Below are 23,572 nucleotides of genomic sequence, written 5' to 3'. Positions count from 1 at the left end.
TGTAAGGAACGCCGGATGACACGTTAAGTCATCATCCGGCAGCGTAATCAGCCCCAGGAAACGATAAAAATTCCCTTGAAACCGTTGTTTATTCATGCGTTGCGATTAACAATACGCTTTTCCAGAGAGCGGCTTTTAACAATGCCCTAACCTGATTTCAGGTGACGTACAATGCCAGTCTCTCAGATCTTCAGAGGGTGTTATGCTATATATCTTTCGTCTTATTATTACCGTTATTTACAGCATCTTAGTCTGTGTTTTCGGCTCCATTTACTGCCTTTTCAGCCCGCGAAATCCAAAGCATGTAGCCACCTTCGGGCATATGTTTGGGCGCCTTGCGCCGCTGTACGGGCTGAAAGTTGAGTGCCGCAAACCTGCAGATGCTGAAAGCTATGGTAATGCTATCTATATTGCTAACCACCAGAACAACTATGACATGGTGACAGCATCGAACATCGTGCAGCCGCCGACGGTCACAGTGGGTAAAAAGAGTTTGCTGTGGATCCCCTTCTTTGGGCAGTTGTACTGGTTAACCGGCAACTTATTGATCGACAGAAACAACCGTACTAAGGCGCACGGCACTATCGCGGAAGTGGTGAATCACTTCAAAAAACGCCGTATTTCCATCTGGATGTTCCCGGAAGGAACGCGTAGCCGTGGTCGCGGCCTGCTGCCATTTAAAACTGGGGCATTCCATGCGGCAATTGCGGCAGGCGTCCCGATTATTCCCGTGTGTGTTTCCACGACTTCGAATAAGATTAATCTTAATCGACTGAATAATGGTTTAGTGATCGTAGAAATGCTGCCGCCAATTGACATCAGTCAATATGGTAAAGATCAGGTTCGCGAGCTGGCTGCTCATTGTCGTTCGATAATGGAACAAAAAATCGCCGAGCTCGATAAAGAAGTCGCAGAGCGCGAAGCCGCCGGAAAAGTTTAAGTCGGCAATCTGTTTTTTGCGGGGATGTTTTCCTGCACGGTATTACTTTAGCCAGTTTTACATGGAGCAAATATGTCACTCAGTCGGCGTCAGTTCATTCAGGCATCGGGGATCGCACTGTGTGCAGGTGCTGTCCCCCTGAAGGCAAGCGCAGCCGGTCAACAGCAACCACTGCCCGTTCCGCCGCTGCTTGAATCTCGCCGTGGGCAACCGCTATTTATGACAGTACAACGTGCGCACTGGTCATTTACGCCAGGAACGCGCGCGTCGGTTTGGGGTATCAATGGTCGCTACCTGGGGCCGACTATCCGCGTCTGGAAGGGCGACGATGTTAAGCTGATTTACAGCAACCGACTGACAGAAAATGTCTCAATGACAGTGGCTGGATTACAAGTGCCAGGTCCACTGATGGGCGGTCCGGCACGCATGATGTCGCCAAACGCTGACTGGGCGCCTGTGCTGCCAATTCGCCAAAATGCTGCGACTTTGTGGTATCACGCTAATACCCCCAACCGCACGGCGCAGCAGGTCTATAACGGCCTTGCCGGGATGTGGCTGGTGGAAGATGAAGTCAGCAAGTCGCTGCCCATTCCTAACCATTATGGTGTGGATGATTTTCCAGTCATCATCCAGGATAAACGGCTGGATAACTTTGGTACGCCAGAATACAACGAACCGGGAAGTGGCGGCTTTGTTGGCGATACGCTGCTGGTCAACGGTGTACAAAGCCCGTACGTTGAAGTTTCGCGCGGTTGGGTGCGCCTGCGCCTGCTGAACGCATCGAACTCCCGTCGCTATCAACTGCAGATGAGCGATGGTCGTCCGTTGCACGTGATTTCTGGCGATCAGGGATTCCTGCCTGCTCCCGTGTCGGTGAAGCAGCTTTCGCTGGCGCCGGGCGAACGCCGTGAAATTCTGGTGGATATGAGCAACGGTGATGAAGTGTCTATCACCTGTGGCGAAGCGGCGAGCATTGTTGATCGTATTCGTGGCTTCTTTGAGCCGTCCAGCATTCTGGTTTCCACGCTGGTGCTAACGTTGCGCCCGACCGGTCTTCTGCCGCTGGTCACTGACAGCCTGCCGATGCGCTTGTTACCGACTGAAATAATGGCCGGTTCACCGATTCGCAGCCGTGATATTAGTCTGGGTGACGATCCCGGCATCAACGGGCAGCTATGGGACGTTAACCGCATTGATGTTGCTGCCCAGCAGGGAACGTGGGAACGCTGGACGGTACGCGCGGACGAGCCGCAATCATTCCATATTGAAGGTGTGATGTTCCAGATCCGTAACGTGAATGGCGCAATGCCATTCCCGGAAGACAGAGGCTGGAAAGATACCGTCTGGGTTGATGGACAAGTGGAACTGCTTGTTTATTACGGTCAGCCTTCCTGGGCGCATTTCCCGTTTTACTTTGGTAGCCAGACACTGGAAATGGCGGATCGCGGCTCTATTGGGCAGTTGTTGGTTAATCCAGTGCCTTAATCGCCATACTCGCCCGAGGAGGGCGAGTATGGAATACCTTTCGATTTCTCTTTCGTTCCGGCTTATAATCCCCGGCCTTTGATTATTTTTTTATCATTTCTGGAAGCAAAATGAGCTCTATCTCCCTGATCCAACCGGATCGCGACCTGTTCTCCTGGCCGCAGTACTGGGCCGCCTGTTTTGGACCGGCACCGTTTTTGCCGATGTCTCGTGAAGAGATGGATCAACTTGGCTGGGATAGCTGCGACATCATTTTGGTTACTGGCGACGCGTATGTCGATCACCCAAGCTTCGGGATGGCGATTTGCGGTCGTATGCTGGAAGCGCAGGGCTTTCGCGTCGGGATCATCGCCCAGCCGGACTGGAGCAGCAAAGACGACTTTATGCGTCTGGGTAAACCGAATCTGTTTTTTGGTGTTACTGCTGGCAACATGGATTCGATGATCAACCGCTATACCGCCGATCGCCGTTTACGTCATGACGATGCCTACACGCCGGATAACGTCGCGGGTAAGCGACCGGATCGCGCCACACTGGTTTATACCCAGCGTTGTAAAGAGGCGTGGAAAGATGTGCCGGTGATCCTCGGCGGTATTGAGGCTAGTCTGCGCCGTACCGCGCATTATGATTACTGGTCCGATACCGTGCGCCGTTCCGTGCTGGTGGATTCCAAAGCCGACATGCTGATGTTCGGTAACGGTGAGCGTCCGCTGGTGGAAGTGGCGCATCGTCTGGCGATGGGCGAGCCGATTAGCGAAATCCGCGATGTACGTAATACCGCGATTATCGTGAAAGAGGCTCTGCCTGGCTGGAGCGGCGTGGATTCTACTCGTCTTGATACACCAGGGAAAATCGACCCTATTCCGCATCCGTATGGCGAAGATTTGCCGTGTGCGGATAACAAACCGGTGGCTCCGAAAAAACAAGAAGCCAAAGCCGTTACCGTGCAGCCGCCGCGCCCGAAACCGTGGGAAAAAACCTACGTTTTGTTACCTTCTTTCGAGAAAGTAAAGGCAGATAAAGTGCTGTACGCTCATGCTTCGCGTATTTTGCACCATGAAACCAACCCTGGCTGCGCCCGCGCGCTGATGCAAAAACATGGCGACCGCTATGTGTGGATCAACCCGCCTGCTATTCCGCTTTCTACCGAAGAGATGGACAGCGTTTTTGCGCTGCCGTACAAGCGCGTGCCGCATCCGGCTTACGGTAATGCCCGTATTCCGGCTTACGAAATGATCCGTTTCTCGGTCAACATTATGCGTGGCTGCTTTGGCGGCTGCTCTTTCTGCTCTATTACCGAGCATGAAGGGCGCATTATTCAGAGCCGTTCGGAAGATTCGATCATCAATGAGATTGAAGCGATCCGCGACACCGTTCCGGGCTTTACGGGCGTGATTTCCGATCTCGGCGGGCCAACTGCCAACATGTATATGTTGCGCTGCAAGTCACCACGCGCCGAGCAAACTTGTCGCCGTTTGTCGTGTGTTTACCCGGATATTTGTCCGCATATGGACACTAACCACGAACCGACGATCAACCTCTATCGCCGCGCGCGCGATCTGAAAGGCATTAAAAAGATCCTGATCGCCTCCGGTGTGCGTTATGACATCGCCGTGGAAGATCCGCGCTATATCAAAGAGCTGGCAACCCATCACGTTGGTGGTTATCTGAAAATTGCCCCGGAACATACCGAAGAAGGGCCGTTGTCGAAGATGATGAAGCCGGGCATGGGCAGCTATGACCGCTTTAAAGAACTGTTCGACACCTACTCGAAACAGGCAGGTAAAGAGCAGTATCTGATCCCGTATTTCATCTCCGCGCACCCCGGTACGCGTGATGAAGATATGGTAAATCTGGCGCTGTGGTTGAAGAAACATCGTTTCCGTCTCGACCAGGTACAGAACTTCTATCCGTCGCCGTTGGCTAACTCCACCACCATGTATTACACCGGCAAAAATCCGCTGGCGAAAATTGGTTATAAGAGCGAAGACGTCTTCGTGCCGAAGGGTGACAAACAGCGTCGTCTGCATAAAGCGTTGTTGCGTTACCACGATCCGGCAAACTGGCCGTTAATCCGCCAGGCGCTGGAAGCGATGGGTAAAAAGCATCTGATTGGCAGCCGTCGCGATTGCTTAGTGCCTGCGCCAACCATTGAAGAGATGCGCGAAGCGCGTCGTCAGAACCGTAACACCCGTCCGGCGTTGACCAAACATACGCCAATGGCGACTCAGCGTCAGACGCCTGCTACGACAAAGAAAGCGTCGCCTGTGCAATCTCGCCCTGTGAATGCCGGTGCGAAGAAACGCCCTAAAGCGGCGACAGGTCGTTAAGTAAAACATCCCCGGTAACTGAATGCTGCCGGGGATGTTTTTATCATTCCGCATACATACGCAAGCAGCGCAGGCAATCGAAATAGTCCTGCGCATCAAGGCGTGTATTGGCTCTGTTAGCTTCGGATTTGGCGGCGTAGATTTGCGGGCGTAATGCTTTTATATCCTGCTCAAGCCGGGCAATTTTGGCATTTAATGTTTGTACATTACCCGCCAGTTGATTGACCTTTTGCTCATTGACGCAACCACTTAATAAGCCGGTTACCAGAATGAGTATTCCCACGGTGAAAATCTTTTTCATATCGTGCTCCCTTTTATTTATTGTTCCGATTAATTTTTATTTTATTCAGCTTATTGCTTTAATCTGGCGGATGTTTTCGCTTCAATCTGTTTAAGCAAACTCCCGCTGCCAGGACGGATAAAATCGGCAATTTCCCACTTTCCTTCGCGCCGCTGTAAAACTAAATCCTGCTCTTCACTGTTATCATTGGTCAGCGCAATACGAACATGAATACGGGCAGAATCGGCAGTTTTCTCGAGTACACGAATTTCATCAACGCGAGCAAATAGCGACTCTTCGCCAAAACAAATCGGGTTGTCGTAAATAAATTGCCGTTCTATTTGCATCTCTTGATCGAAATTGCCGTTTTTATTGAATGTGGTTTTATAAAATTCATTGACTGCCTGACGATAGGTGTCGGAAACAACCCATGTCCAGGGCCAACTATAATCGGCAATATGTTTAAACAATTCAGCGACAAAGGCTTCAGGCTCTTCTTTTTGTAATGAAGCCAGTGTTGCCAGTATTTTTTCATTCTCGCTATTAACTGCCTGCCAGACGCTGCCATGGTTGCTGATGACATCATCAATGACCCAACGACCATTTTCTGCCACCATTTTCAGCGTTTGCGTGGTCTTTTCTTTATCGTCGTCAAAGGTACGAAAGCGCACAACGGCATCTGCATGATCGGTATCCGTTTGAGTAACTGCTACGCTTTCTAACACCAGATCGCCAAAATCCTGACAATCACAAATCGGATCATAATCCAGCCAGCCAATATTGCCCGGCAGCGTGAGATTATCATTCAGGGTAAGTGCCTTTTGTATGCGTGCAGATGTTATCGCCAGCTCTCCTGTCTCACCAAAATAAGGCGCGCTGGCATCAGATTTATAGTTTTGATAAATCTGGCGAACTGTCTGTTCAGCAGTCAGCGAGGGGGATTGTGCCTGAGTAGTGAAGCTTGCAAAAAACGCCAAAAACAGAAGTATTATTTTCATCTGTTTTTCACCTCACCGTCGTGTTTATCCATATTGTAGATGCTTTGTTGCTTTAAGAGCTTCCAGCTCTGCATGATGATGTCCTTAAATTTGGCATTTCTGAGCAGGGGAGAGTAACAACGGGCGGGAGGTGAGGGGAATAAATGATTTCTGAAAAGTCCGGTAGCGGAACATTACCGCCACCGGGAGAATTTGCGCGTTAGCCGCCGAACTGGTCGGGATCGGGACCGAGACGTTTACCTTGATCGAGTTTTGCGATTTCACCAAGTTCGTCTTTGTCGAGACGGAAATCCCAGACATCAAAGTTTTCGGCAATGCGTGAAGGCGTGACCGATTTCGGGATCACCACCAGACCGTTATCCAGATGCCAGCGGATAACAATTTGTGCCGGTGTTTTGCCGTATTTATCCGCCAGGTAGCGAATGACTTTCTGATCGAAAACGCCTTTCCCACCTTGCGCTAATGGACTCCAGGATTCGGTCTGGATTTTGTGCGTAGCGTTCCAGGCGTGAAGCTGGCGTTGCTGCATCAGCGGGTGAAGTTCGATTTGATTAATAACAGGCGTCACGCCAGTTTCGTCGATCAGACGTTGCAGGTGGTGGATCTGGAAGTTGCACACGCCGATGCTTTTGATTAATCCCTCTTTTTGCAATTCGATCATGCCTTTCCATGCTTCGACATAATGGTCGATAGCGGGAACGGGCCAGTGCATTAAGTAGAGGTCGATATAATCAAGCTGGAGTTTTTTCAGGCTGTCGAGCAGGGCTTCGCGGGGGCGCTTGTGGTCGTCGTTCCACAGCTTAGTTGTGATGAACAGTTCTTCTCTGTTGACTGAGGCATTTTTCAGGGCTTTGCCGACACCTTCTTCGTTCTTGTAGGCCGCGGCGGTATCAATCGAGCGATAACCCACTTCTAATGCTTTTTGAATGGCGGTGATTACTTCCTCATTACTTGCTTGCCAGACGCCCAGTCCCAACTGGGGCATGACATTGCCATCCTGTAGCTTAATAACGGTTGGATTAGCCATACGTTCCTCCTTTATATGAACTCACCGGAGCAGGCTCCGGTGAGGTGTAGTGAACTTAAGTCTGGACGAAATGCCCGAAAACGAAAGTTTGAGGAGGAAAAAGCTTAACGAGCGGCTTCGTAAATGCGGCGGCTGACATCCAGCGTAATGTCATGATTTTCGCCCAGTTGGGTCATGCCGTGTTCTTCCAGTTTCTTCAGCAATGCCGGGATGGAGCTGCCGTCCAGACCGTAGTCGGAGAGGCGGGTTGGCACGCCTAATTGTTCGAAGAAGTTGCGGGTAGCGGCAATTGCGGCGTCAATACGCTCATCGTCGGAACCTTCCGTGATGTTCCAGACGCGTTCAGCATATTGCAACAGTTTCGCACGCTTGGTGTCGCGTTTTTCATTCCACAGGGCTGGTAGGACGATAGCCAGCGTTTGCGCGTGATCCAGACCGTGCATCGCAGTCAGTTCGTGTCCCAGCATATGTGTAGCCCAGTCCTGCGGGACGCCAGCGCCGATCAAACCATTCAACGCCTGGGTTGCCGCCCACATGACGTTGGCGCGCACATCGTAGTTTTCTGGCTCTTTCAGGGCTTTCGGGCCATCTTCGAGGAGCGTCAGCAAAATGCCTTCTGCGAAGCGATCCTGAATTTTGGCATCAACCGGTTTGGTAACATACTGTTCCACGGTGTGCACAAAGGCATCCACTACGCCGTTAGCCACCTGGCGCGGCGGCAGGGTGTAGGTATAAACCGGATCGAGCACGGCAAATACGGGTTGAACGTGGGCAGAATGGAACGCCTGCTTGTCGCCGGTGGTTTTACGGGAGATCACCGCACCTGCGTTGGATTCTGAACCGGTCGCTGGCAGTGTCAGCACGCAGCCCATTGGGATGGCACTTTTGATCTCTTTACCGCCAGTTTGCAGGATGTGCCACGGATCGATGTTTTCCGGATAGTTGGCTGCTGCGGCGATAAATTTGGTGCCGTCCAGTACGGAACCGCCGCCAACCGCCAGCAGGAAAGTCACTTTCTGTTCGCGAACCAGTTTCACGGCGTTCATCAGCGTTTCATAAGCCGGGTTTGGCTCGATACCGCCAAACTCCAGCACGTCCATACCTTTCAGCGCATCCAGAACTTGATCCAGAACGCCTGTTTTTTTCACGCTGCCGCCGCCGTAGGTAATCAATACGCGAGCATCGTGAGGAATTTGTTCGCGTAAACCAGCGATGGCGCCTTTACCAAACAGAATACGGGTTGGGGTGTGCAGATTAAAGTTGTTCATTACTTGCTCCCTTTGCTGAGCCAATATTAGGGCAGAGATCGGTCTGCCTGATGTTTTTCATTGTGGTCGCCAGCGCCGCAGCTCTCAATGCTCATTTCTGCCAATGTCTTGCCTATTTCTCCAGAGCACTGGAGAAATGATACAAAATTGCGCACAATCAAATTGCCGCATTATTCTTAAGAAATTACGCGATATGAAACGTGAAGAGATTTGCCGCCTGCTGACGGACAAAATTAATAACCTGAAAAATAAAGAAAATAGTTTGTGTGAGCTGTTGCCCGATGTGCGCTTATTGTATGGCGAGAACCCTGGCGCACGTACGCCGGTGATGTATGAGCCTGGCATCATAATTCTCTTTTCCGGGCATAAAATCGGCTATATCAATGAACGCGTGTTTCGTTATGATGCCAATGAATATCTGCTGCTGACGGTGCCGTTACCGTTTGAGTGCGAAACCTATGCCACGCCGGAGGTGCCATTAGCGGGCTTACGTCTCAATGTCGATATTTTGCAGTTACAGGAACTGTTGATGGACATTGGTGAAGATGAGCATTTCCAGCCGTCGATGGCTGCCAGTGGCATAAACTCCGCTACGTTGTCAGAAGAGATTTTATGCGCGGCGGAGCGGTTACTCGACGTGATGGAGCGACCACTGGATGCGCGCATTCTTGGCAAACAGATCATCCGCGAAATTCTGTACTACGTGCTGACCGGACCTTGCGGCGGCGCGTTACTGGCGCTGGTCAGTCGCCAGACTCACTTCAGCCTGATTAGCCGCGTGCTGAAACGGATTGAGAATAAATACACCGAAAACCTGAGCGTCGAGCAACTGGCGGCAGAAGCCAACATGAGCGTATCGGCGTTCCACCATAATTTTAAGTCTGTCACCAGCACCTCTCCGTTGCAGTATTTGAAGAACTACCGACTGCATAAGGCGCGGATGATGATCATCCATGATGGCATGAAGGCCAGCGCGGCGGCGATGCGCGTCGGCTACGAAAGTGCGTCGCAATTTAGCCGTGAGTTTAAACGTTACTTCGGTGTGACGCCGGGGGAAGATGCGGCAAGAATGCGGGCGATGCAGGGGAGTTAAAGGCGTTCCCGGCATCGCCGCCGGGAACGGTGAAAAACGTCAGGCGTTACCGTATTTCTTTTTAATCACCACAAACAACGTGCCTAACAGGCCGGCGGTTAACAGGGCAATCGGCAGAATCATCAGGAATGTCATCACCTGATCTTCATGACGTTTAACGAACGGGATCATGCTTAAGGCATAGCCGAAACCGGTCACCACGCTGACCCATAGCAATCCACTTAACCAGTTGAAAAACTGGAAGCGGCGGTTTGGCAGACCGGAAATCCCCGCCATCGTTGGCAGCAGCGTGCGGACAAATGCAAGAAAACGTCCAGCCAGCAAAGCCAGCAAACCGTGGCGGTCAAACATACAGGTGGCGCGCTGATGATATTTAGCGGGGAGCTGTGCCAGCCAGCCTTTCACCGTTTTGGTATTACCTAGCCAACGCCCCTGAATATAACTTAACCAGCAGCCCAGGCTGGCTGCGGCAGTCAGAATCACGATTGTTGGCAGAAAATCCATCACCCCCTGGGCAATCAGTGCGCCAGCCAGTATCAACAAGCTGTCGCCTGGCAAAAATGAAGCGGGCAGCAGACCGTTTTCTAAAAACAGCGTGGCAAACATGACAAAGTAAACAACGCTAACAATATGAGGATCCGCCAGCGCGGCAAAGTCGTGTTGCCAGAGCGCAGCGATAATGTCTTGAATAACAGCCATGGACTTTCCTGTGGAACAGCGTTTAAGCCTTTATTTGCCTATTGTACTCCTGAATCGTCCGGGACGCCTTGATCCCGGACGCAACAATTTAAGACTATTCACAATTAAATGTCTGCAAAATTGTCCAAATTTGGCAATGTTACACAATTCGGGTAAAGCCCGCGTCCAGATCGGCAATCAGATCGTCGACGTTTTCCAGACCAATATGCAGGCGAATCAACGTGCCGCTGAAATCAATCTTTCCTTGTGGGCGGATGGCGGCGAGATGTTCCGGTTGATTTGCAAGGATCAACGATTCATATCCTCCCCACGAGTAGGCCATGCTGAATAAACTGAAGTTATCCAGATAGTTCGCCAGTTCTTCATCGTTGAGTTTTTTCTTCAACACAAAGGAAAATAGTCCGCTGCTGCCTGTAAAGTCTCGTTGCCAGAATTCGTGACCTTTACTGCCCGGCAGAGCAGGGTGGTTAACCCGCTCAACCTGCGGATGTTCCGCCAGCCATTCAGCCACTTTCAGGCTGCTTTCATGATGTTGACGCAGACGCACACCTAAAGTGCGCAGGCCACGGCTGGTCATATAAGCGGTGTCGGCATCGACCATTTGTCCCATCAGATAAGCGTTCTCCCGCAGTTGCTCCCAGCATCGGGCATTACATACCGCAGTGCCGATCATTGCATCCGAGTGACCTACCAGATATTTGGTGGCGGCCTGAATGGAAACATCAATGCCAAAATCAAGGGCTTTAAACAGCACCCCGGCAGCCCAGGTGTTATCGATCATAATGATGGCGTCCGGCACCACGCTGCGCACGGCGGAGACAATCGCCGGAACATCATGCACTTCCATGGTGACGGAGCCTGGCGATTCCAGAAAGACGATTTTAGTGTTTGGCTGCAGATGTTTAACGATATCCGCGCCAATCAGCGGATCAAACCACGATGTCGTTACGCCCAGTTTGCTGAGGATTTTGCTACAGAAATCCTGACTTGGTTCGTAGGCCGTGTTGGTCATCAACACATGATCGCCCTGTTCGACAAAAGCAAGGATGGAATTGGCAACCGCTGCCGCACCGCAAGGAAATAGTGCACAGCCGGCGCCACCTTCCAGTTCGCACATTGCTTCTTGTAACGAGAAGTGGGTTAACGTTCCGCGCCGTCCATAGAACAACTCGCCGTTGGCGCGATTACGCGTCGCATGTTTTTTCGCTTCAACGCTGTCAAAAACCAGCGAAGAGGCGCGCTGAATCACGCTATTCACCGCGCCGAGAGTGTATTTTTTGCTGCGTCCTGCATTCACCAGTTGAGTATCAAGCTTTTTGTCCGCCATGTCGGTATTCCTGTTTTTATACGTCTGGATGTCTAAACTAGCATGAATAATTGCGAGCGCATCCTGAAGAATTGGCATAAAGAAGAAAATTTTCGCAAATGGCATTCTGGTGGCTTTTTTACTGCGTAAACGCAAGGAAAAGAAAGCAAAGGTACGGCAGTATGCAAATAGTAATGAGAACGACTATCAATTCGACGTCGTTTTGATATTATTATGCGCAGATTTTGTGACTTGCGTCCTGGAGATACACAGTGGGTAATAATTTAATGCAGACGGATCTTTCCGTCTGGGGTATGTATCAGCACGCCGATATTGTCGTTAAGTGCGTGATGATTGGGCTTATTTTGGCCTCCGTAGTCACCTGGGCAATCTTCTTCAGTAAGAGCGTAGAGTTCTTCAATCAGAAGCGTCGCCTTAAGCGCGAGCAGCAACTGCTGGCTGAAGCGCGTTCCTTAAACCAGGCCAACGATATCGCCGCTGATTTTGGTAGCAAAAGCTTAAGCCTGCATTTGCTCAATGAAGCGCAGAACGAGCTGGAATTGTCAGAAGGCAGCGACGATAACGAAGGTATTAAAGAGCGTACCAGCTTCCGCCTGGAGCGTCGGGTCGCCGCAGTGGGGCGTCAAATGGGACGCGGTAACGGCTATCTGGCAACCATTGGCGCGATTTCGCCGTTCGTTGGTCTGTTTGGTACGGTCTGGGGCATCATGAACAGCTTTATTGGTATCGCGCAAACGCAGACCACGAATTTGGCGGTGGTTGCACCGGGTATCGCAGAAGCTCTGTTAGCAACGGCAATCGGCCTGGTGGCAGCGATTCCGGCGGTCGTTATCTATAACGTATTCGCGCGCCAGATTGGCGGCTTTAAAGCGATGCTGGGCGATGTCGCAGCGCAGGTGCTGTTGCTGCAAAGCCGTGACCTGGATCTGGAAGCCAGCGCCGCTGCGCATCCGGTTCGTGTCGCACAAAAATTACGTGCAGGGTAATGCGCTATGGCAATGCATCTTAACGAAAACCTCGATGATAACGGCGAAATGCATGATATCAACGTGACGCCGTTTATCGACGTGATGTTGGTTCTGCTGATTATCTTTATGGTGGCGGCGCCGTTAGCGACGGTAGATGTGAAGGTGAACTTGCCTGCTTCTACCAGCACGCCGCAGCCGCGCCCGGAAAAACCAGTTTATCTGTCGGTGAAGGCGGACAACTCGATGTTTATCGGTAACGATCCGGTCACCGATGAAACGATGGTTACGGCGCTGAATGCGTTAACTGAAGGTAAGAAAGACACCACAATCTTCTTCCGTGCGGATAAAACCGTTGATTACGAGACGTTGATGAAGGTTATGGATACGCTGCATCAGGCGGGTTACCTGAAGATAGGTCTGGTCGGCGAAGAAACCGCTAAAGCGAAATAAAAATGATGCCCGGTTGCTTTTCACAACCGGGCATTTTTTTAACCTAAATGCTCGCCGCCGCACACGCCGTGCACTTCTGCGGTGACGTAGCTCGACTCCTGACTTGCCAGATAAACATAAACAGGTGCCAGTTCTGCCGGCTGCCCGGCACGTTTCATCGGTGTTTTCTGACCAAACTGTGGGATCTTATCCTGCGTTTGTCCGCCGGAAATTTGCAGTGCCGTCCAGATAGGGCCTGGCGCGACAATATTCACCCGAATACCTTTCTCCGCGACCTGTTTTGCCAGACCACGGCTGTAGTTAAGAATCGCCGCCTTCGTTGCTGCGTAATCCAACAAGTGCGGGCTCGGCTGGTACGCCTGGATTGACGAAGTGGTGATGATACTAGCGCCTTTCGGCAGCAGGGGTATCGCTTCCTGCGTTAGCCAGAACAGCGCGAAAACGTTAATGGCAAAGGTCTTTTGAAACTGTTCGCTGGTGAGGTCTGCAATATCAGGAATGGCAACCTGTTTCCCGGCGACCAGCGCCATAATATCCAGCCCGCCTAACGCCTTGTGCGCTTCGTGAACCAGCGAACGGGCGAATTTCTCATCGCTTAAATCGCCTGGCAGCAGAACGGCTTTGCGTCCGCATTCTTCAATGATCTTTTTCACATCCTGGGCGTCTTCTTCTTCCGCCGGAAGATAACTGATCGCCACGTCAGCGCCTTCACGCGCGTAAGCGATGGCGGCAGCACGACCGATACCAGAATCGCCCCCTGTCACCAGTGCCTTACGATCTTTCAGGCGACCGCTACCAACATAGGTTTTCTCGCCGCAATCCGGCACCGGTGTCATCTTCGCCTGGATGCCTGGCGTCGGTTGTTTCTGTTTGGGATATTCACCAGTGTAATACTGCGTGGTCGGGTCTTTTAAATGAGACATCGTTTTTCTCCCTTCAGGTTCAACGTCCTTTAAGGGTAGACGCTCTCGATGCGTTGATAAGGGAACCAGGAAGATCCCTAAACCTCGGATTTATGCGACAACGGTTTAACGTATATGTTGATTTGCTGTTGCGCGCTGTTTACTCAATTGCGATATACTGTTGCCCGTTTTAACTACACGACAGGAATGTATGGAACGTTTTCTTGAAAATGCAATGTATGCTTCTCGCTGGCTGCTTGCCCCCGTGTACTTTGGCCTTTCGCTGGCGTTAGTTGCCCTGGCGCTGAAGTTCTTCCAGGAGATTATTCACGTACTGCCGAATATCTTCTCGATGGCGGAATCAGATTTGATCCTCGTGTTGCTGTCGCTGGTGGATATGACACTGGTTGGCGGTTTGCTGGTGATGGTGATGTTTTCCGGTTATGAGAATTTCGTCTCGCAGCTCGATATCTCCGAGAACAAAGAGAAGCTGAACTGGCTGGGGAAAATGGACGCAACGTCGCTAAAGAACAAAGTGGCAGCGTCGATTGTGGCGATCTCTTCCATTCACTTACTGCGCGTCTTTATGGATGCGAAAAATGTCCCTGATAACAAACTGATGTGGTACGTCATTATCCATCTGACGTTTGTGCTCTCTGCGTTTGTGATGGGCTATCTTGACCGACTGACTCGCCATAATCACTGATCTGATTCGGGCGCGGTTCTCGCGCCCGTTATTAACATGTTATTTATCGGATGACGCCTGCCACAGATTCAGCTCGCCATCGGCGATATGCTGATCAATCTGCGCTAACTCCTCGGTGCTAAACGCCAGATTATTCAGCGCCTGTACGTTCTCCTCCAGTTGCTCCGCACGGCTGGCACCGATCAATACCGACGTCACGCGATCATCTTTCAGCAACCAGCTTAATGCCATTTGCGCCATCGACTGACCGCGCTGCTGTGCCATTTCATTCAATAACCGCAGGCTGTTGAGGTTGGCTTCGGTGAGCATTTTCGGCGTCAGACCTCGAACTTTATGACCTTCGCGATGCATCCGTGAATCCTCCGGAATACCGTTGAGATATTTTCCGGTCAGCAATCCCTGAGCCAGAGGAGTAAAGGCAATGCAGCCCACGCCGTTATTTTGCAGGGTATCCAGCAGGCCGCTTTTATCCACCCAGCGGTTTAGTAAATTGTACGAAGGTTGATGAATTAACAGCGGAATTTTCCACTCGTGCAGCAACTCGACCATTTTTTGCGTCCGCTCTGGCGAGTAAGAGGAGATCCCGACATACAGCGCCTTACCGCTTTGTACCGCATGAGCCAGCGCAGAGGCGGTTTCTTCCATCGGCGTATTTTCATCGACGCGATGAGAGTAAAAGATATCGACATACTCAAGCCCCATACGCTTCAGGCTTTGGTCGAGGCTGGCGAGCAGGTATTTACGTGAACCGCCAGAGCCGTAAGGGCCGGGCCACATATCGTAGCCAGCCTTGGTTGAGATAATCAGTTCATCGCGATAAGCGGCAAAATCCTCCCGCAGCAGGCGACCAAAGTTCTCTTCTGCGCTTCCTGGAGGCGGCCCGTAATTGTTGGCTAAATCAAAGTGCGTAATGCCTAAATCAAACGCTTTACGCAGGATCGCACGCTGTGATTCCAGCGCGTTAACGTGACCGAAATTGTGCCATAAACCGAGCGATAACGCGGGCAGGCGTAAACCGCTTTTTCCGCAATAGCGGTACTGCATCTGCCCGTAACGCTCGGGATTCGCTAACCAGACCATGATCTCTCCTTTCCACCGTTCAATTTCGAAACAATGTTTCTAGTTTAGCGATTCGCCAGCGCGTATCCCGTAGTCTGGCTCACAGAGTGACGAAAAACTGGGCAAAAACACGCGCTTATGCTTTGCTTAAAAAAAACAGTTGAGGAGTGCAACGATGCCGCGTTTAACCGCCAAAGATTTCCCACAAGAGTTGCTGGATTACTACGACTATTACGCTCACGGGAAAATCTCGAAACGTGAGTTCCTCAACCTTGCGGCGAAGTATGCGGTAGGCGGGATGACGGCATTAGCGTTGTTTGATTTGCTCAAGCCAAATTATGCGCTGGCGACTCAGGTGGAGTTTACTGACCCGGAGATTGTTGCTGAGTACATCACGTATCCTTCGCCAAATGGTCACGGCGAGGTTCGGGGTTATCTGGTGAAGCCTGCGAAGATGAGCGGCAAAACGCCAGCCGTAGTGGTAGTGCATGAGAATCGTGGGCTGAATCCGTATATCGAAGACGTGGCGCGGCGAGTGGCGAAGGCGGGGTACATCGCCCTGGCGCCAGACGGTTTAAGCTCCGTGGGCGGATATCCGGGGAACGATGATAAAGGTCGTGAGCTGCAACAGCAGGTTGATCCAACCAAACTGATGAATGATTTCTTTGCCGCGATTGAGTTTATGCAACGCTATCCGCAAGCCACGGGCAAAGTGGGTATTACGGGATTTTGCTATGGCGGTGGTGTCTCGAACGCGGCGGCGGTGGCATATCCGGAACTAGCCTGCGCGGTGCCGTTTTATGGCCGCCAGGCGCCCACCGCCGATGTGGCGAAAATCGACGCGCCTTTACTGCTTCACTACGCTGAACTGGACACGCGAATCAACGAAGGTTGGCCCGCTTATGAGGCAGCGTTGAAAGCGAATAATAAGGTTTATGAAGCGTATATTTATCCGGGGGTTAATCACGGATTCCATAATGACTCCACGCCCCGTTATGACAAATCTGCCGCCGATCTTGCCTGGCAAAGGACGCTGAAATGGTTCGACAAATATCTCTCCTGATGGGTTTATCTCTTCCTGGATAACATTCTTAACATGCTGAAAAAAATAGCGTGCGTAAAAGTCGTTCTTTGCCTAAAATATCGCTATATAAGTTGATATATAGCGTTTGAGGGCAAAACGATGAATAACCATTTTGGTAAAGGCTTAATGGCGGGATTAAAAGCAACACATGCCGACAGTGCGGTTAATGTGACTAAATTCTGTGCCGATTATAAGCGCGGATTTGTATTAGGCTACTCGCATCGGATGTATAAAAAGACCGGTGACCGCCAGCTCAGCGCCTGGGAAGCAGGTATTCTGACGCGCCGTTATGGACTGGATAAAGAGATGGTAATGGATTTCTTTCGTGAGAATAATTCCTGTTCTACATTACGATTTTTTATGGCTGGTTATCGCCTCGAAAATTGATCAAACATACGTATTATCTTGCTTTAATTAATTACACTAATGCTTCTTCCCTTCGTTTTAGCGCCCCGCCGCAGTATCATGACAATGATAACCATAATAAATGTGTGGTAAATGGCGCATCGATCGCATTATTGATTTTGCGGTTGAGGCAAAATATATGCCAGGTCTTCGCAACGGAATAACTATAAATGACTGGAGATAACACCCTCATCCATTCTCACGGCATTAATCGTCGTGATTTCATGAAGCTTTGTGCAGCATTAGCCGCCACCATGGGGCTGAGTAGCAAAGCCGCCGCAGAGATGGCCGAATCGGTCACTAACCCGCAGCGCCCGCCGGTTATCTGGATTGGCGCGCAGGAGTGCACCGGTTGTACGGAATCTCTGCTTCGTGCAACGCATCCAACGGTAGAAAACCTCGTGCTGGAGACCATCTCTCTGGAGTATCACGAAGTCCTTTCCGCCGCATTCGGCCATCAGGTTGAAGAGAACAAACATAACGCGCTTGAGAAGTATAAAGGGCAGTATGTGTTGGTTGTGGATGGTTCCATCCCATTAAAAGATAACGGTATTTACTGCATGGTTGCCGGTGAGCCGATTGTGGATCACATCCGCAAAGCGGCGGAAGGCGCAGCAGCCATTATCGCTATCGGTTCCTGCTCCGCGTGGGGCGGTGTCGCAGCAGCTGGGGTTAACCCCACCGGCGCGGTCAGCCTGCAAGAAGTTCTGCCGGGCAAAACCGTTATCAACATTCCAGGCTGCCCGCCGAACCCGCACAACTTCCTTGCGACCGTTGCGCACATCATCACTTACGGTAAACCGCCGAAACTGGATGACAAAAACCGTCCGACCTTCGCCTATGGCCGTCTGATTCACGAACACTGCGAACGTCGCCCGCACTTCGATGCTGGTCGTTTTGCCAAAGAGTTCGGTGATGAAGGCCACCGTGAAGGCTGGTGCCTGTACCACCTCGGCTGTAAAGGGCCAGAAACTTACGGCAACTGCTCAACGCTGCAATTCTGCGACGTTGGCGGCGTGTGGCCGGTAGCGATTGGTCACCCGTGCTATGGCTGTAACGAAGAAGGTGTCGGCTTCCATAAAGGCATCCATCAGCTTGCCAACGTCGAAAATCAGACGCCACGCTCACAAAAACCGGACGTGAATGCTAAAGAAGGCGGCAACGTCTCTGCGGGCGCTATCGGTTTGCTCGGCGGCGTGGTTGGGCTGGTTGCCGGTGTCAGCGTGATGGCGGTGCGTGAACTGGGTCGTCAGCAAAAGAAAGATAACGCTGACTCACGGGGAGAATAACCGTGAACAGACGTAATTTTATTAAAGCAGCCTCCTGCGGGGCATTGCTGACGGGCGCGTTGCCGTCGGTCAGCCATGCGGCTGCTGAAAACCGCCCGCCAATTCCGGGATCGCTGGGTATGTTGTATGACTCGACCTTGTGCGTAGGCTGCCAGGCTTGCGTCACCAAGTGTCAGGATATCAACTTCCCTGAACGTAACCCACAAGGGGAACAGACCTGGTCGAACAACGACAAACTGTCGCCGTATACCAATAACATCATTCAGGTGTGGACCAGCGGCACGGGTGTCAACAAAGACCAGGAAGAGAACGGCTATGCGTACATTAAGAAACAGTGTATGCACTGCGTCGATCCGAACTGTGTCTCTGTATGCCCGGTTTCTGCGCTGAAAAAAGATCCGAAAACCGGCATTGTCCATTACGACAAAGATGTGTGCACCGGCTGCCGTTACTGCATGGTCGCCTGTCCGTACAACGTGCCGAAGTACGACTACAACAACCCGTTTGGTGCGCTGCATAAGTGTGAGTTGTGTAACCAGAAAGGTGTGGAACGTCTCGATAAAGGCGGTCTGCCTGGCTGCGTAGAAGTGTGCCCGGCGGGCGCGGTGATTTTTGGGACGCGTGAAGAGCTGATGGCGGAGGCGAAAAAACGCCTGGCGCTGAAGCCTGGCAGCGAATACCACTATCCGCGTCAGACGCTGAAATCTGGCGACACTTACCTGCACACGGTGCCGAAATATTATCCGCATCTGTACGGCGAGAAAGAGGGCGGCGGTACTCAGGTTCTGGTACTGACGGGTGTGCCTTATGAAAATCTCGACCTGCCGAAGCTGGACGATCTTTCTACCGGTGCGCGTTCCGAAAATATTCAACACACCCTGTATAAAGGCATGATGCTACCACTGGCTGTGCTGGCGGGCTTAACCGTGTTGGTTCGTCGCAACACCAAAAACGACCATCACGACGGAGGAGACGATCATGAGTCATGATCCACAACCGCTGGGCGGCAAAATCATCAGTAAACCGGTCATGATTTTTGGACCGTTAATCGTCATCTGTATGCTCCTGATTGTGAAGCGTCTGGTGTTCGGGCTTGGCTCTGTCTCTGACCTGAACGGCGGCTTTCCGTGGGGCGTGTGGATCGCGTTTGACCTGCTGATCGGCACCGGCTTTGCCTGTGGCGGCTGGGCGCTGGCGTGGGCGGTATACGTCTTTAACCGTGGACAATACCATCCGCTGGTGCGTCCGGCGCTGTTGGCGAGTCTGTTCGGTTACTCACTGGGTGGCTTGTCGATCACTATCGACGTGGGTCGATACTGGAACCTGCCGTACTTCTATATTCCGGGTCACTTCAACGTGAACTCGGTACTGTTCGAGACGGCGGTCTGTATGACCATCTACATCGGCGTGATGGCGCTTGAGTTTGCTCCTGCGCTGTTTGAACGTCTGGGCTGGAAGGTGTCGCTCAAGCGTCTGAACAAGGTGATGTTCTTTATCATCGCGCTCGGCGCGCTGCTGCCGACCATGCACCAGTCTTCAATGGGGTCGTTGATGATCTCGGCGGGCTATAAAGTGCATCCGCTGTGGCAAAGCTATGAAATGTTGCCGCTGTTCTCGCTGCTGACGGCGTTCATCATGGGCTTCTCGATTGTCATTTTTGAAGGTTCGCTGGTGCAGGCGGGTCTGCGTGGCAATGGCCCGGATGAGAAGAGCCTGTTCGTCAAGCTGACCAACACCATCAGCGTGCTGCTGGCGATTTTCATTGTGCTGCGCTTTGGCGAGCTAATCTATCGCGACAAGCTGTCCTTAGCGTTTGCCGGTGACTTCTACTCCGTGATGTTCTGGATTGAAGTCCTGTTGATGCTCTTCCCGCTGGTCGTTCTGCGTGTGGCGAAGCTGCGCAATGATTCCCGTATGCTGTTCCTGTCAGCACTGAGCGCACTGTTAGGTTGTGCAACCTGGCGTCTGACCTATTCGCTGGTGGCATTCAACCCGGGCGGCGGTTACGCCTACTTCCCGACCTGGGAAGAACTGTTGATTTCTATTGGTTTTGTGGCTATTGAGATTTGCGCTTACATCGTACTCATTCGTCTACTGCCGATACTTCCTCCTTTAAAACAAAACGATCAAAATCGTCATGAGGCGAGCAAAGCATGAGCCAGAGAATTACTATTGATCCGGTAACCCGTATTGAAGGGCATTTACGCATCGATTGCGAAATCGAAAATGGCGTCGTTTCGAAAGCATGGGCTTCCGGGACCATGTGGCGCGGCATGGAAGAGATCGTGAAAAACCGCGATCCGCGCGATGCATGGATGATTGTGCAACGTATCTGTGGCGTATGTACTACCACTCACGCGCTCTCTTCCGTTCGTGCGGCAGAGAGTGCGCTGAATATCGACGTTCCGGTTAACGCGCAATACATCCGTAACATCATTCTGGCTGCGCACACCACGCATGACCATATCGTTCATTTCTATCAGCTTTCGGCGCTGGACTGGGTGGACATCACTTCTGCGCTGCAAGCCGATCCGACCAAAGCCTCCGAAATGCTGAAAGGCGTTTCGACCTGGCATCTGAACAGTCCGGAAGAGTTCACCAAAGTTCAGAACAAGATCAAAGAGCTGGTTGCCAGCGGTCAGTTGGGTATTTTCGCCAACGGCTACTGGGGTCACCCGGCGATGAAACTGCCGCCGGAAGTGAACCTGATTGCGGTAGCGCACTACCTGCAGGCGCTGGAGTGCCAGCGTGACGCTAACCGCGTAGTGGCGCTGCTGGGCGGTAAAACGCCGCACATTCAGAACCTGGCAGTAGGTGGTGTTGCTAACCCGATCAACCTTGACGGTCTGGGCGTGCTGAACCTTGAGCGCCTGATGTACATCAAGTCCTTCATCGACAAGCTGAGCGACTTTGTTGAGCAGGTTTATAAGGTTGATACCGCAGTTATCGCTGCGTTCTACCCGGAATGGCTGACGCGCGGTAAAGGTGCGGTGAACTACCTGAGCGTGCCGGAATTCCCGACTGACAGCAAAAATGGTAGCTTCCTGTTCCCGGGCGGTTACATTGAGAATGCGGATCTGTCCTCGTATCGTCCGATCACTTCCCATTCCGATGAATACCTGATCAAAGGGATTCAGGAAAGTGCGAAGCACTCCTGGTATAAAGACGAAGCGCCGCAGGCACCGTGGGAAGGCACAACCATTCCGGCTTATGACGGCTGGTCTGACGACGGTAAATATTCCTGGGTGAAATCACCGACTTTCTACGGCAAAACGGTAGAAGTGGGTCCGCTGGCGAACATGCTGGTGAAACTGGCGGCAGGACGCGAGTCTACCCAGAACAAACTGAATGAAATCATTGCAATTTATCAGAAACTGACTGGCAACACGCTGGAAGTGGCGCAACTGCACTCCACGCTGGGGCGTATTATTGGTCGTACTGTTCACTGCTGCGAATTGCAGGATATCCTGCAAAATCAATACAGTGCACTGATCACCAATATCGGCAAAGGCGACCACACCACGTTCGTGAAGCCGAACATTCCGGCTACAGGTGAGTTCAAAGGCGTTGGCTTCCTTGAAGCACCGCGCGGTATGCTCTCTCACTGGATGGTTATTAAAGACGGTATCATCAGCAACTACCAGGCGGTCGTTCCATCAACCTGGAACTCTGGCCCGCGTAACTTTAATGATGACGTCGGTCCTTACGAGCAGTCGCTGGTAGGCACGCCGGTTGCCGATCCGAATAAACCGCTGGAAGTGGTGCGTACCATTCACTCCTTCGACCCGTGCATGGCCTGCGCGGTACACGTAGTGGATGCCGACGGCAACGAAGTGGTTTCAGTGAAGGTTCTGTAATGCGTATTTTAGTCTTAGGGGTCGGCAATATTTTGCTGACCGATGAAGCCATCGGTGTGCGGATTGTCGAAGCGTTAGAGCAACGATACATTCTGCCGGATTATGTTGAAATCCTCGATGGCGGCACGGCGGGAATGGAGCTGCTTGGCGACATGGCAAATCGCGATCATCTGATCATTGCGGATGCCATTGTGTCGAAAAATAACGCGCCGGGAACGATGATGATCCTGCGGGATGAAGAAGTTCCGGCGCTGTTTACCAACAAAATCTCTCCGCATCAGCTTGGCCTGGCCGACGTATTGTCGGCCCTGCGTTTCACCGGTGAGTTTCCGAAAAAGCTGACTCTGGTCGGCGTGATCCCGGAATCGCTGGAGCCGCATATCGGCTTAACGCCGACGGTAGAAGCGATGATTGAACCTGCGCTTGAGCAGGTTCTGGCTGCGCTGCGCGAGTCAGGCGTGGAAGCCATCCCACGGGAGGCGACTCATGGCTGAGGAGATAGCAGGTTTTCAGACCTCCCCGAAGGCGCAAGTTCAGGCAGCGTTTGAAGAAATTGCCCGGCGTTCGATGCACGATCTCTCTTTTCTGCATCCTTCAATGCCGGTGTACGTTTCCGACTTTACGTTGTTCGAAGGTCAGTGGACGGGGTGTGTAATCACCCCGTGGATGCTGAGTGCAGTTATCTTCCCCGGCCCGGATCAACTCTGGCCGCTGCGCAAAGTGAGTGAAAAAATCGGTCTGCAACTGCCTTACGGCACCATGACCTTTACCGTTGGCGAACTGGACGGTGTTTCGCAATACCTCTCCTGCTCGCTGATGTCACCGCTTTCGCACAGCATGTCGATTGAAGAGGGGCAACGGCTGACGGATGACTGCGCGCGAATGATCCTTTCACTGCCGGTCACCAATCCGGATGTACCACACGCAGGGCGTCGCGCCCTGCTGTTTGGTCGCAGGAGTGGTGAAAATGCATGAGTTGTCGCTTTGCCAGAGCGCCGTTGAAATTATCCAACGGCAGGCGGAGCAGCATTATGTTAAGCGCGTCACCGCCGTGTGGCTGGAAATTGGCGCGCTCTCCTGCGTTGAGGAGAGCGCCGTCCGTTTTAGTTTTGAAATTGTCTGCCAGGGAACGGTGGCGCAAGGGTGCGATTTACATATCGTCTATAAACCCGCCCAGGCCTGGTGTTGGGATTGCAGCCAGGTGGTGGAGATTCATCAGCACGATGCGCAATGTCCGATCTGTCACGGCGAGCGGTTGCGTGTCGATACCGGCGATTCGCTGATCGTCAAAAGTATTGAAGTTGAATAAGACTGAGGACAATGCCTGAAAAGCGCACGGACGGTCCCCTCGCCCCTCCGGGGAGAGGGTTAGGGTGAGGGGAAACACCCGCTAAAGGTTCTTTTT

24 protein-coding genes are annotated in these 23,572 nt (G+C 52.0%); 16 read left to right on the top strand and 8 right to left on the bottom strand.

Annotation, left to right across the window (positions count from 1 at the left end):
• Positions 1-202: 202 nt before the first annotated feature.
• From plsC to HEM79_RS14105, 3 genes are all read left to right on the top strand, one after another.
• Entirely contained in the window at positions 203-940 is a 738-nt protein-coding gene (gene plsC, locus HEM79_RS14115) for a 1-acylglycerol-3-phosphate O-acyltransferase (protein ID WP_000965724.1), read from the top strand.
• A 72-nt stretch (positions 941-1,012) separates the two neighbouring features.
• Positions 1,013-2,425: a cell division protein FtsP gene (gene ftsP / locus HEM79_RS14110; RefSeq protein WP_000059392.1), complete on the top strand. Its 1,413-nt coding sequence runs from the start codon at positions 1,013-1,015 to the stop codon at positions 2,423-2,425.
• A gap of 110 nt (positions 2,426-2,535) precedes the next feature.
• A complete protein-coding gene (locus HEM79_RS14105) occupies positions 2,536-4,755 on the top strand; it encodes a YgiQ family radical SAM protein (RefSeq protein WP_016159780.1) in 2,220 nt (739 codons plus the stop codon).
• A gap of 43 nt (positions 4,756-4,798) precedes the next feature.
• Here the strand turns inward: HEM79_RS14105 and yqhH are convergent, their stop codons facing one another.
• The 4 genes from yqhH to yqhD all read right to left on the bottom strand — a co-directional run bounded on the left by yqhH (position 4,799) and on the right by yqhD (position 8,328).
• Positions 4,799-5,056 carry a lipoprotein YqhH gene (gene yqhH / locus HEM79_RS14100; RefSeq protein WP_176241597.1) on the bottom strand — a complete coding sequence of 86 codons (258 nt, stop codon included), beginning with the start codon at positions 5,054-5,056 and terminating at the stop codon, positions 4,799-4,801.
• Between the two features lie 50 nt (positions 5,057-5,106).
• Complete coding sequence (locus HEM79_RS14095; RefSeq protein WP_176241598.1) at positions 5,107-6,033, bottom strand: YbjP/YqhG family protein; 927 nt, start codon at positions 6,031-6,033, stop codon at positions 5,107-5,109.
• Positions 6,034-6,232: 199 nt separating this feature from the next.
• A complete protein-coding gene (dkgA, locus tag HEM79_RS14090; protein ID WP_176241599.1) occupies positions 6,233-7,060 on the bottom strand; it encodes a 2,5-didehydrogluconate reductase DkgA in 828 nt (275 codons plus the stop codon).
• A 104-nt stretch (positions 7,061-7,164) separates the two neighbouring features.
• The gene (gene yqhD / locus HEM79_RS14085) at positions 7,165-8,328 is read right to left on the bottom strand and encodes an alcohol dehydrogenase (protein WP_001058817.1); all 1,164 of its coding nucleotides are present in this window, start codon (positions 8,326-8,328) and stop codon (positions 7,165-7,167) included.
• 193 nt (positions 8,329-8,521) lie between these two features.
• Between yqhD and yqhC the strand changes: the two genes are divergently transcribed.
• Entirely contained in the window at positions 8,522-9,421 is a 900-nt protein-coding gene (yqhC, locus tag HEM79_RS14080; RefSeq protein WP_024257411.1) for a DNA-binding transcriptional regulator YqhC, read from the top strand.
• 39 nt (positions 9,422-9,460) lie between these two features.
• Here yqhC and yghB read toward each other — a convergent pair whose 3' ends face one another.
• Positions 9,461-10,120 (bottom strand): DedA family general envelope maintenance protein YghB, encoded by a 660-nt coding sequence (gene yghB / locus HEM79_RS14075; RefSeq protein WP_016159785.1) that lies wholly within the window; start codon positions 10,118-10,120, stop codon positions 9,461-9,463.
• Positions 10,121-10,259: 139 nt separating this feature from the next.
• Entirely contained in the window at positions 10,260-11,447 is a 1,188-nt protein-coding gene (gene metC / locus HEM79_RS14070) for a cystathionine beta-lyase (protein ID WP_176241600.1), read from the bottom strand.
• Between the two features lie 251 nt (positions 11,448-11,698).
• Between metC and exbB the strand changes: the two genes are divergently transcribed.
• Both exbB and exbD read left to right on the top strand, forming a co-directional pair.
• Positions 11,699-12,433: a tol-pal system-associated acyl-CoA thioesterase gene (gene exbB / locus HEM79_RS14065; protein WP_000527844.1), complete on the top strand. Its 735-nt coding sequence runs from the start codon at positions 11,699-11,701 to the stop codon at positions 12,431-12,433.
• A gap of 6 nt (positions 12,434-12,439) precedes the next feature.
• The gene (gene exbD, locus HEM79_RS14060) at positions 12,440-12,865 is read left to right on the top strand and encodes a TonB system transport protein ExbD (RefSeq protein WP_001240714.1); all 426 of its coding nucleotides are present in this window, start codon (positions 12,440-12,442) and stop codon (positions 12,863-12,865) included.
• 38 nt (positions 12,866-12,903) lie between these two features.
• Here exbD and yghA read toward each other — a convergent pair whose 3' ends face one another.
• Positions 12,904-13,788, bottom strand: coding sequence for an NADP(+)-dependent aldehyde reductase (gene yghA, locus HEM79_RS14055; protein WP_176241601.1), 885 nt, complete (start codon positions 13,786-13,788; stop codon positions 12,904-12,906).
• A gap of 190 nt (positions 13,789-13,978) precedes the next feature.
• Here yghA and HEM79_RS14050 point away from each other — a divergent pair, with 190 nt between their 5' ends.
• Positions 13,979-14,473 carry a TIGR00645 family protein gene (locus tag HEM79_RS14050; protein WP_000439331.1) on the top strand — a complete coding sequence of 165 codons (495 nt, stop codon included), beginning with the start codon at positions 13,979-13,981 and terminating at the stop codon, positions 14,471-14,473.
• Positions 14,474-14,512: 39 nt separating this feature from the next.
• On the opposite strand, the gene gpr is transcribed toward HEM79_RS14050, so the two are convergent.
• Entirely contained in the window at positions 14,513-15,553 is a 1,041-nt protein-coding gene (gpr, locus tag HEM79_RS14045; protein WP_176241602.1) for an L-glyceraldehyde 3-phosphate reductase, read from the bottom strand.
• A gap of 154 nt (positions 15,554-15,707) precedes the next feature.
• On the opposite strand from gpr, the gene yghX reads away from it, so the two are divergent.
• The 9 genes from yghX to hypA all read left to right on the top strand — a co-directional run bounded on the left by yghX (position 15,708) and on the right by hypA (position 23,476).
• Positions 15,708-16,595, top strand: a complete 888-nt coding sequence (gene yghX, locus HEM79_RS14040; protein WP_175119436.1) for a YghX family hydrolase — start codon at positions 15,708-15,710, stop codon at positions 16,593-16,595.
• A gap of 120 nt (positions 16,596-16,715) precedes the next feature.
• Positions 16,716-17,003, top strand: coding sequence for a DUF2623 family protein YghW (yghW, locus tag HEM79_RS14035; protein ID WP_001059138.1), 288 nt, complete (start codon positions 16,716-16,718; stop codon positions 17,001-17,003).
• A 188-nt stretch (positions 17,004-17,191) separates the two neighbouring features.
• The gene (gene hybO, locus HEM79_RS14030) at positions 17,192-18,310 is read left to right on the top strand and encodes a hydrogenase 2 small subunit (protein ID WP_000145412.1); all 1,119 of its coding nucleotides are present in this window, start codon (positions 17,192-17,194) and stop codon (positions 18,308-18,310) included.
• Between the two features lie 2 nt (positions 18,311-18,312).
• The gene (hybA, locus tag HEM79_RS14025; protein WP_001081870.1) at positions 18,313-19,299 is read left to right on the top strand and encodes a hydrogenase 2 operon protein HybA; all 987 of its coding nucleotides are present in this window, start codon (positions 18,313-18,315) and stop codon (positions 19,297-19,299) included.
• The gene (gene hybB, locus HEM79_RS14020; protein WP_176241603.1) at positions 19,289-20,467 is read left to right on the top strand and encodes a Ni/Fe-hydrogenase cytochrome b subunit; all 1,179 of its coding nucleotides are present in this window, start codon (positions 19,289-19,291) and stop codon (positions 20,465-20,467) included. The genes hybA and hybB overlap by 11 nt, the downstream gene beginning before the upstream one ends.
• Entirely contained in the window at positions 20,464-22,167 is a 1,704-nt protein-coding gene (gene hybC, locus HEM79_RS14015; protein ID WP_176241604.1) for a hydrogenase 2 large subunit, read from the top strand. The genes hybB and hybC overlap by 4 nt, the downstream gene beginning before the upstream one ends.
• The gene (locus HEM79_RS14010) at positions 22,167-22,661 is read left to right on the top strand and encodes a HyaD/HybD family hydrogenase maturation endopeptidase (RefSeq protein WP_176241605.1); all 495 of its coding nucleotides are present in this window, start codon (positions 22,167-22,169) and stop codon (positions 22,659-22,661) included. Before hybC ends, HEM79_RS14010 begins: the two co-directional genes overlap by 1 nt.
• Positions 22,654-23,142, top strand: coding sequence for a hydrogenase-2 assembly chaperone (gene hybE / locus HEM79_RS14005; RefSeq protein WP_000796938.1), 489 nt, complete (start codon positions 22,654-22,656; stop codon positions 23,140-23,142). Before HEM79_RS14010 ends, hybE begins: the two co-directional genes overlap by 8 nt.
• Positions 23,135-23,476: a hydrogenase maturation nickel metallochaperone HypA gene (hypA, locus tag HEM79_RS14000; protein ID WP_176241606.1), complete on the top strand. Its 342-nt coding sequence runs from the start codon at positions 23,135-23,137 to the stop codon at positions 23,474-23,476. Before hybE ends, hypA begins: the two co-directional genes overlap by 8 nt.
• Positions 23,477-23,572 lie beyond the last annotated feature (96 nt).

This window comes from Escherichia sp. 93.0816, from assembly GCF_013368855.2.
Classification (GTDB): domain Bacteria; phylum Pseudomonadota; class Gammaproteobacteria; order Enterobacterales; family Enterobacteriaceae; genus Escherichia; species Escherichia ruysiae.
The sequence above is the reverse complement of the archived record's forward strand: the minus strand, read 5'-3'. Positions and strand labels throughout refer to the sequence as shown.

Coding starts and splice junctions, on each gene's coding strand:
- yqhC (WP_024257411.1), top strand. CDS start 8,522: ATGAAACGTGAAGAGATTTGCCGCCTGCTGACGGACAAAATTAATAAC.
- yqhD (WP_001058817.1), bottom strand. CDS start 8,328: ATGAACAACTTTAATCTGCACACCCCAACCCGTATTCTGTTTGGTAAA.
- hybE (WP_000796938.1), top strand. CDS start 22,654: ATGGCTGAGGAGATAGCAGGTTTTCAGACCTCCCCGAAGGCGCAAGTT.
- yghW (WP_001059138.1), top strand. CDS start 16,716: ATGAATAACCATTTTGGTAAAGGCTTAATGGCGGGATTAAAAGCAACA.
- HEM79_RS14010 (WP_176241605.1), top strand. CDS start 22,167: ATGCGTATTTTAGTCTTAGGGGTCGGCAATATTTTGCTGACCGATGAA.
- yghA (WP_176241601.1), bottom strand. CDS start 13,788: ATGTCTCATTTAAAAGACCCGACCACGCAGTATTACACTGGTGAATAT.
- hypA (WP_176241606.1), top strand. CDS start 23,135: ATGCATGAGTTGTCGCTTTGCCAGAGCGCCGTTGAAATTATCCAACGG.
- hybO (WP_000145412.1), top strand. CDS start 17,192: ATGACTGGAGATAACACCCTCATCCATTCTCACGGCATTAATCGTCGT.
- hybC (WP_176241604.1), top strand. CDS start 20,464: ATGAGCCAGAGAATTACTATTGATCCGGTAACCCGTATTGAAGGGCAT.
- ftsP (WP_000059392.1), top strand. CDS start 1,013: ATGTCACTCAGTCGGCGTCAGTTCATTCAGGCATCGGGGATCGCACTG.
- HEM79_RS14095 (WP_176241598.1), bottom strand. CDS start 6,033: ATGAAAATAATACTTCTGTTTTTGGCGTTTTTTGCAAGCTTCACTACT.
- yghB (WP_016159785.1), bottom strand. CDS start 10,120: ATGGCTGTTATTCAAGACATTATCGCTGCGCTCTGGCAACACGACTTT.
- yghX (WP_175119436.1), top strand. CDS start 15,708: ATGCCGCGTTTAACCGCCAAAGATTTCCCACAAGAGTTGCTGGATTAC.
- metC (WP_176241600.1), bottom strand. CDS start 11,447: ATGGCGGACAAAAAGCTTGATACTCAACTGGTGAATGCAGGACGCAGC.
- exbD (WP_001240714.1), top strand. CDS start 12,440: ATGGCAATGCATCTTAACGAAAACCTCGATGATAACGGCGAAATGCAT.
- gpr (WP_176241602.1), bottom strand. CDS start 15,553: ATGGTCTGGTTAGCGAATCCCGAGCGTTACGGGCAGATGCAGTACCGC.
- dkgA (WP_176241599.1), bottom strand. CDS start 7,060: ATGGCTAATCCAACCGTTATTAAGCTACAGGATGGCAATGTCATGCCC.
- yqhH (WP_176241597.1), bottom strand. CDS start 5,056: ATGAAAAAGATTTTCACCGTGGGAATACTCATTCTGGTAACCGGCTTA.
- hybB (WP_176241603.1), top strand. CDS start 19,289: ATGAGTCATGATCCACAACCGCTGGGCGGCAAAATCATCAGTAAACCG.
- HEM79_RS14105 (WP_016159780.1), top strand. CDS start 2,536: ATGAGCTCTATCTCCCTGATCCAACCGGATCGCGACCTGTTCTCCTGG.
- HEM79_RS14050 (WP_000439331.1), top strand. CDS start 13,979: ATGGAACGTTTTCTTGAAAATGCAATGTATGCTTCTCGCTGGCTGCTT.
- plsC (WP_000965724.1), top strand. CDS start 203: ATGCTATATATCTTTCGTCTTATTATTACCGTTATTTACAGCATCTTA.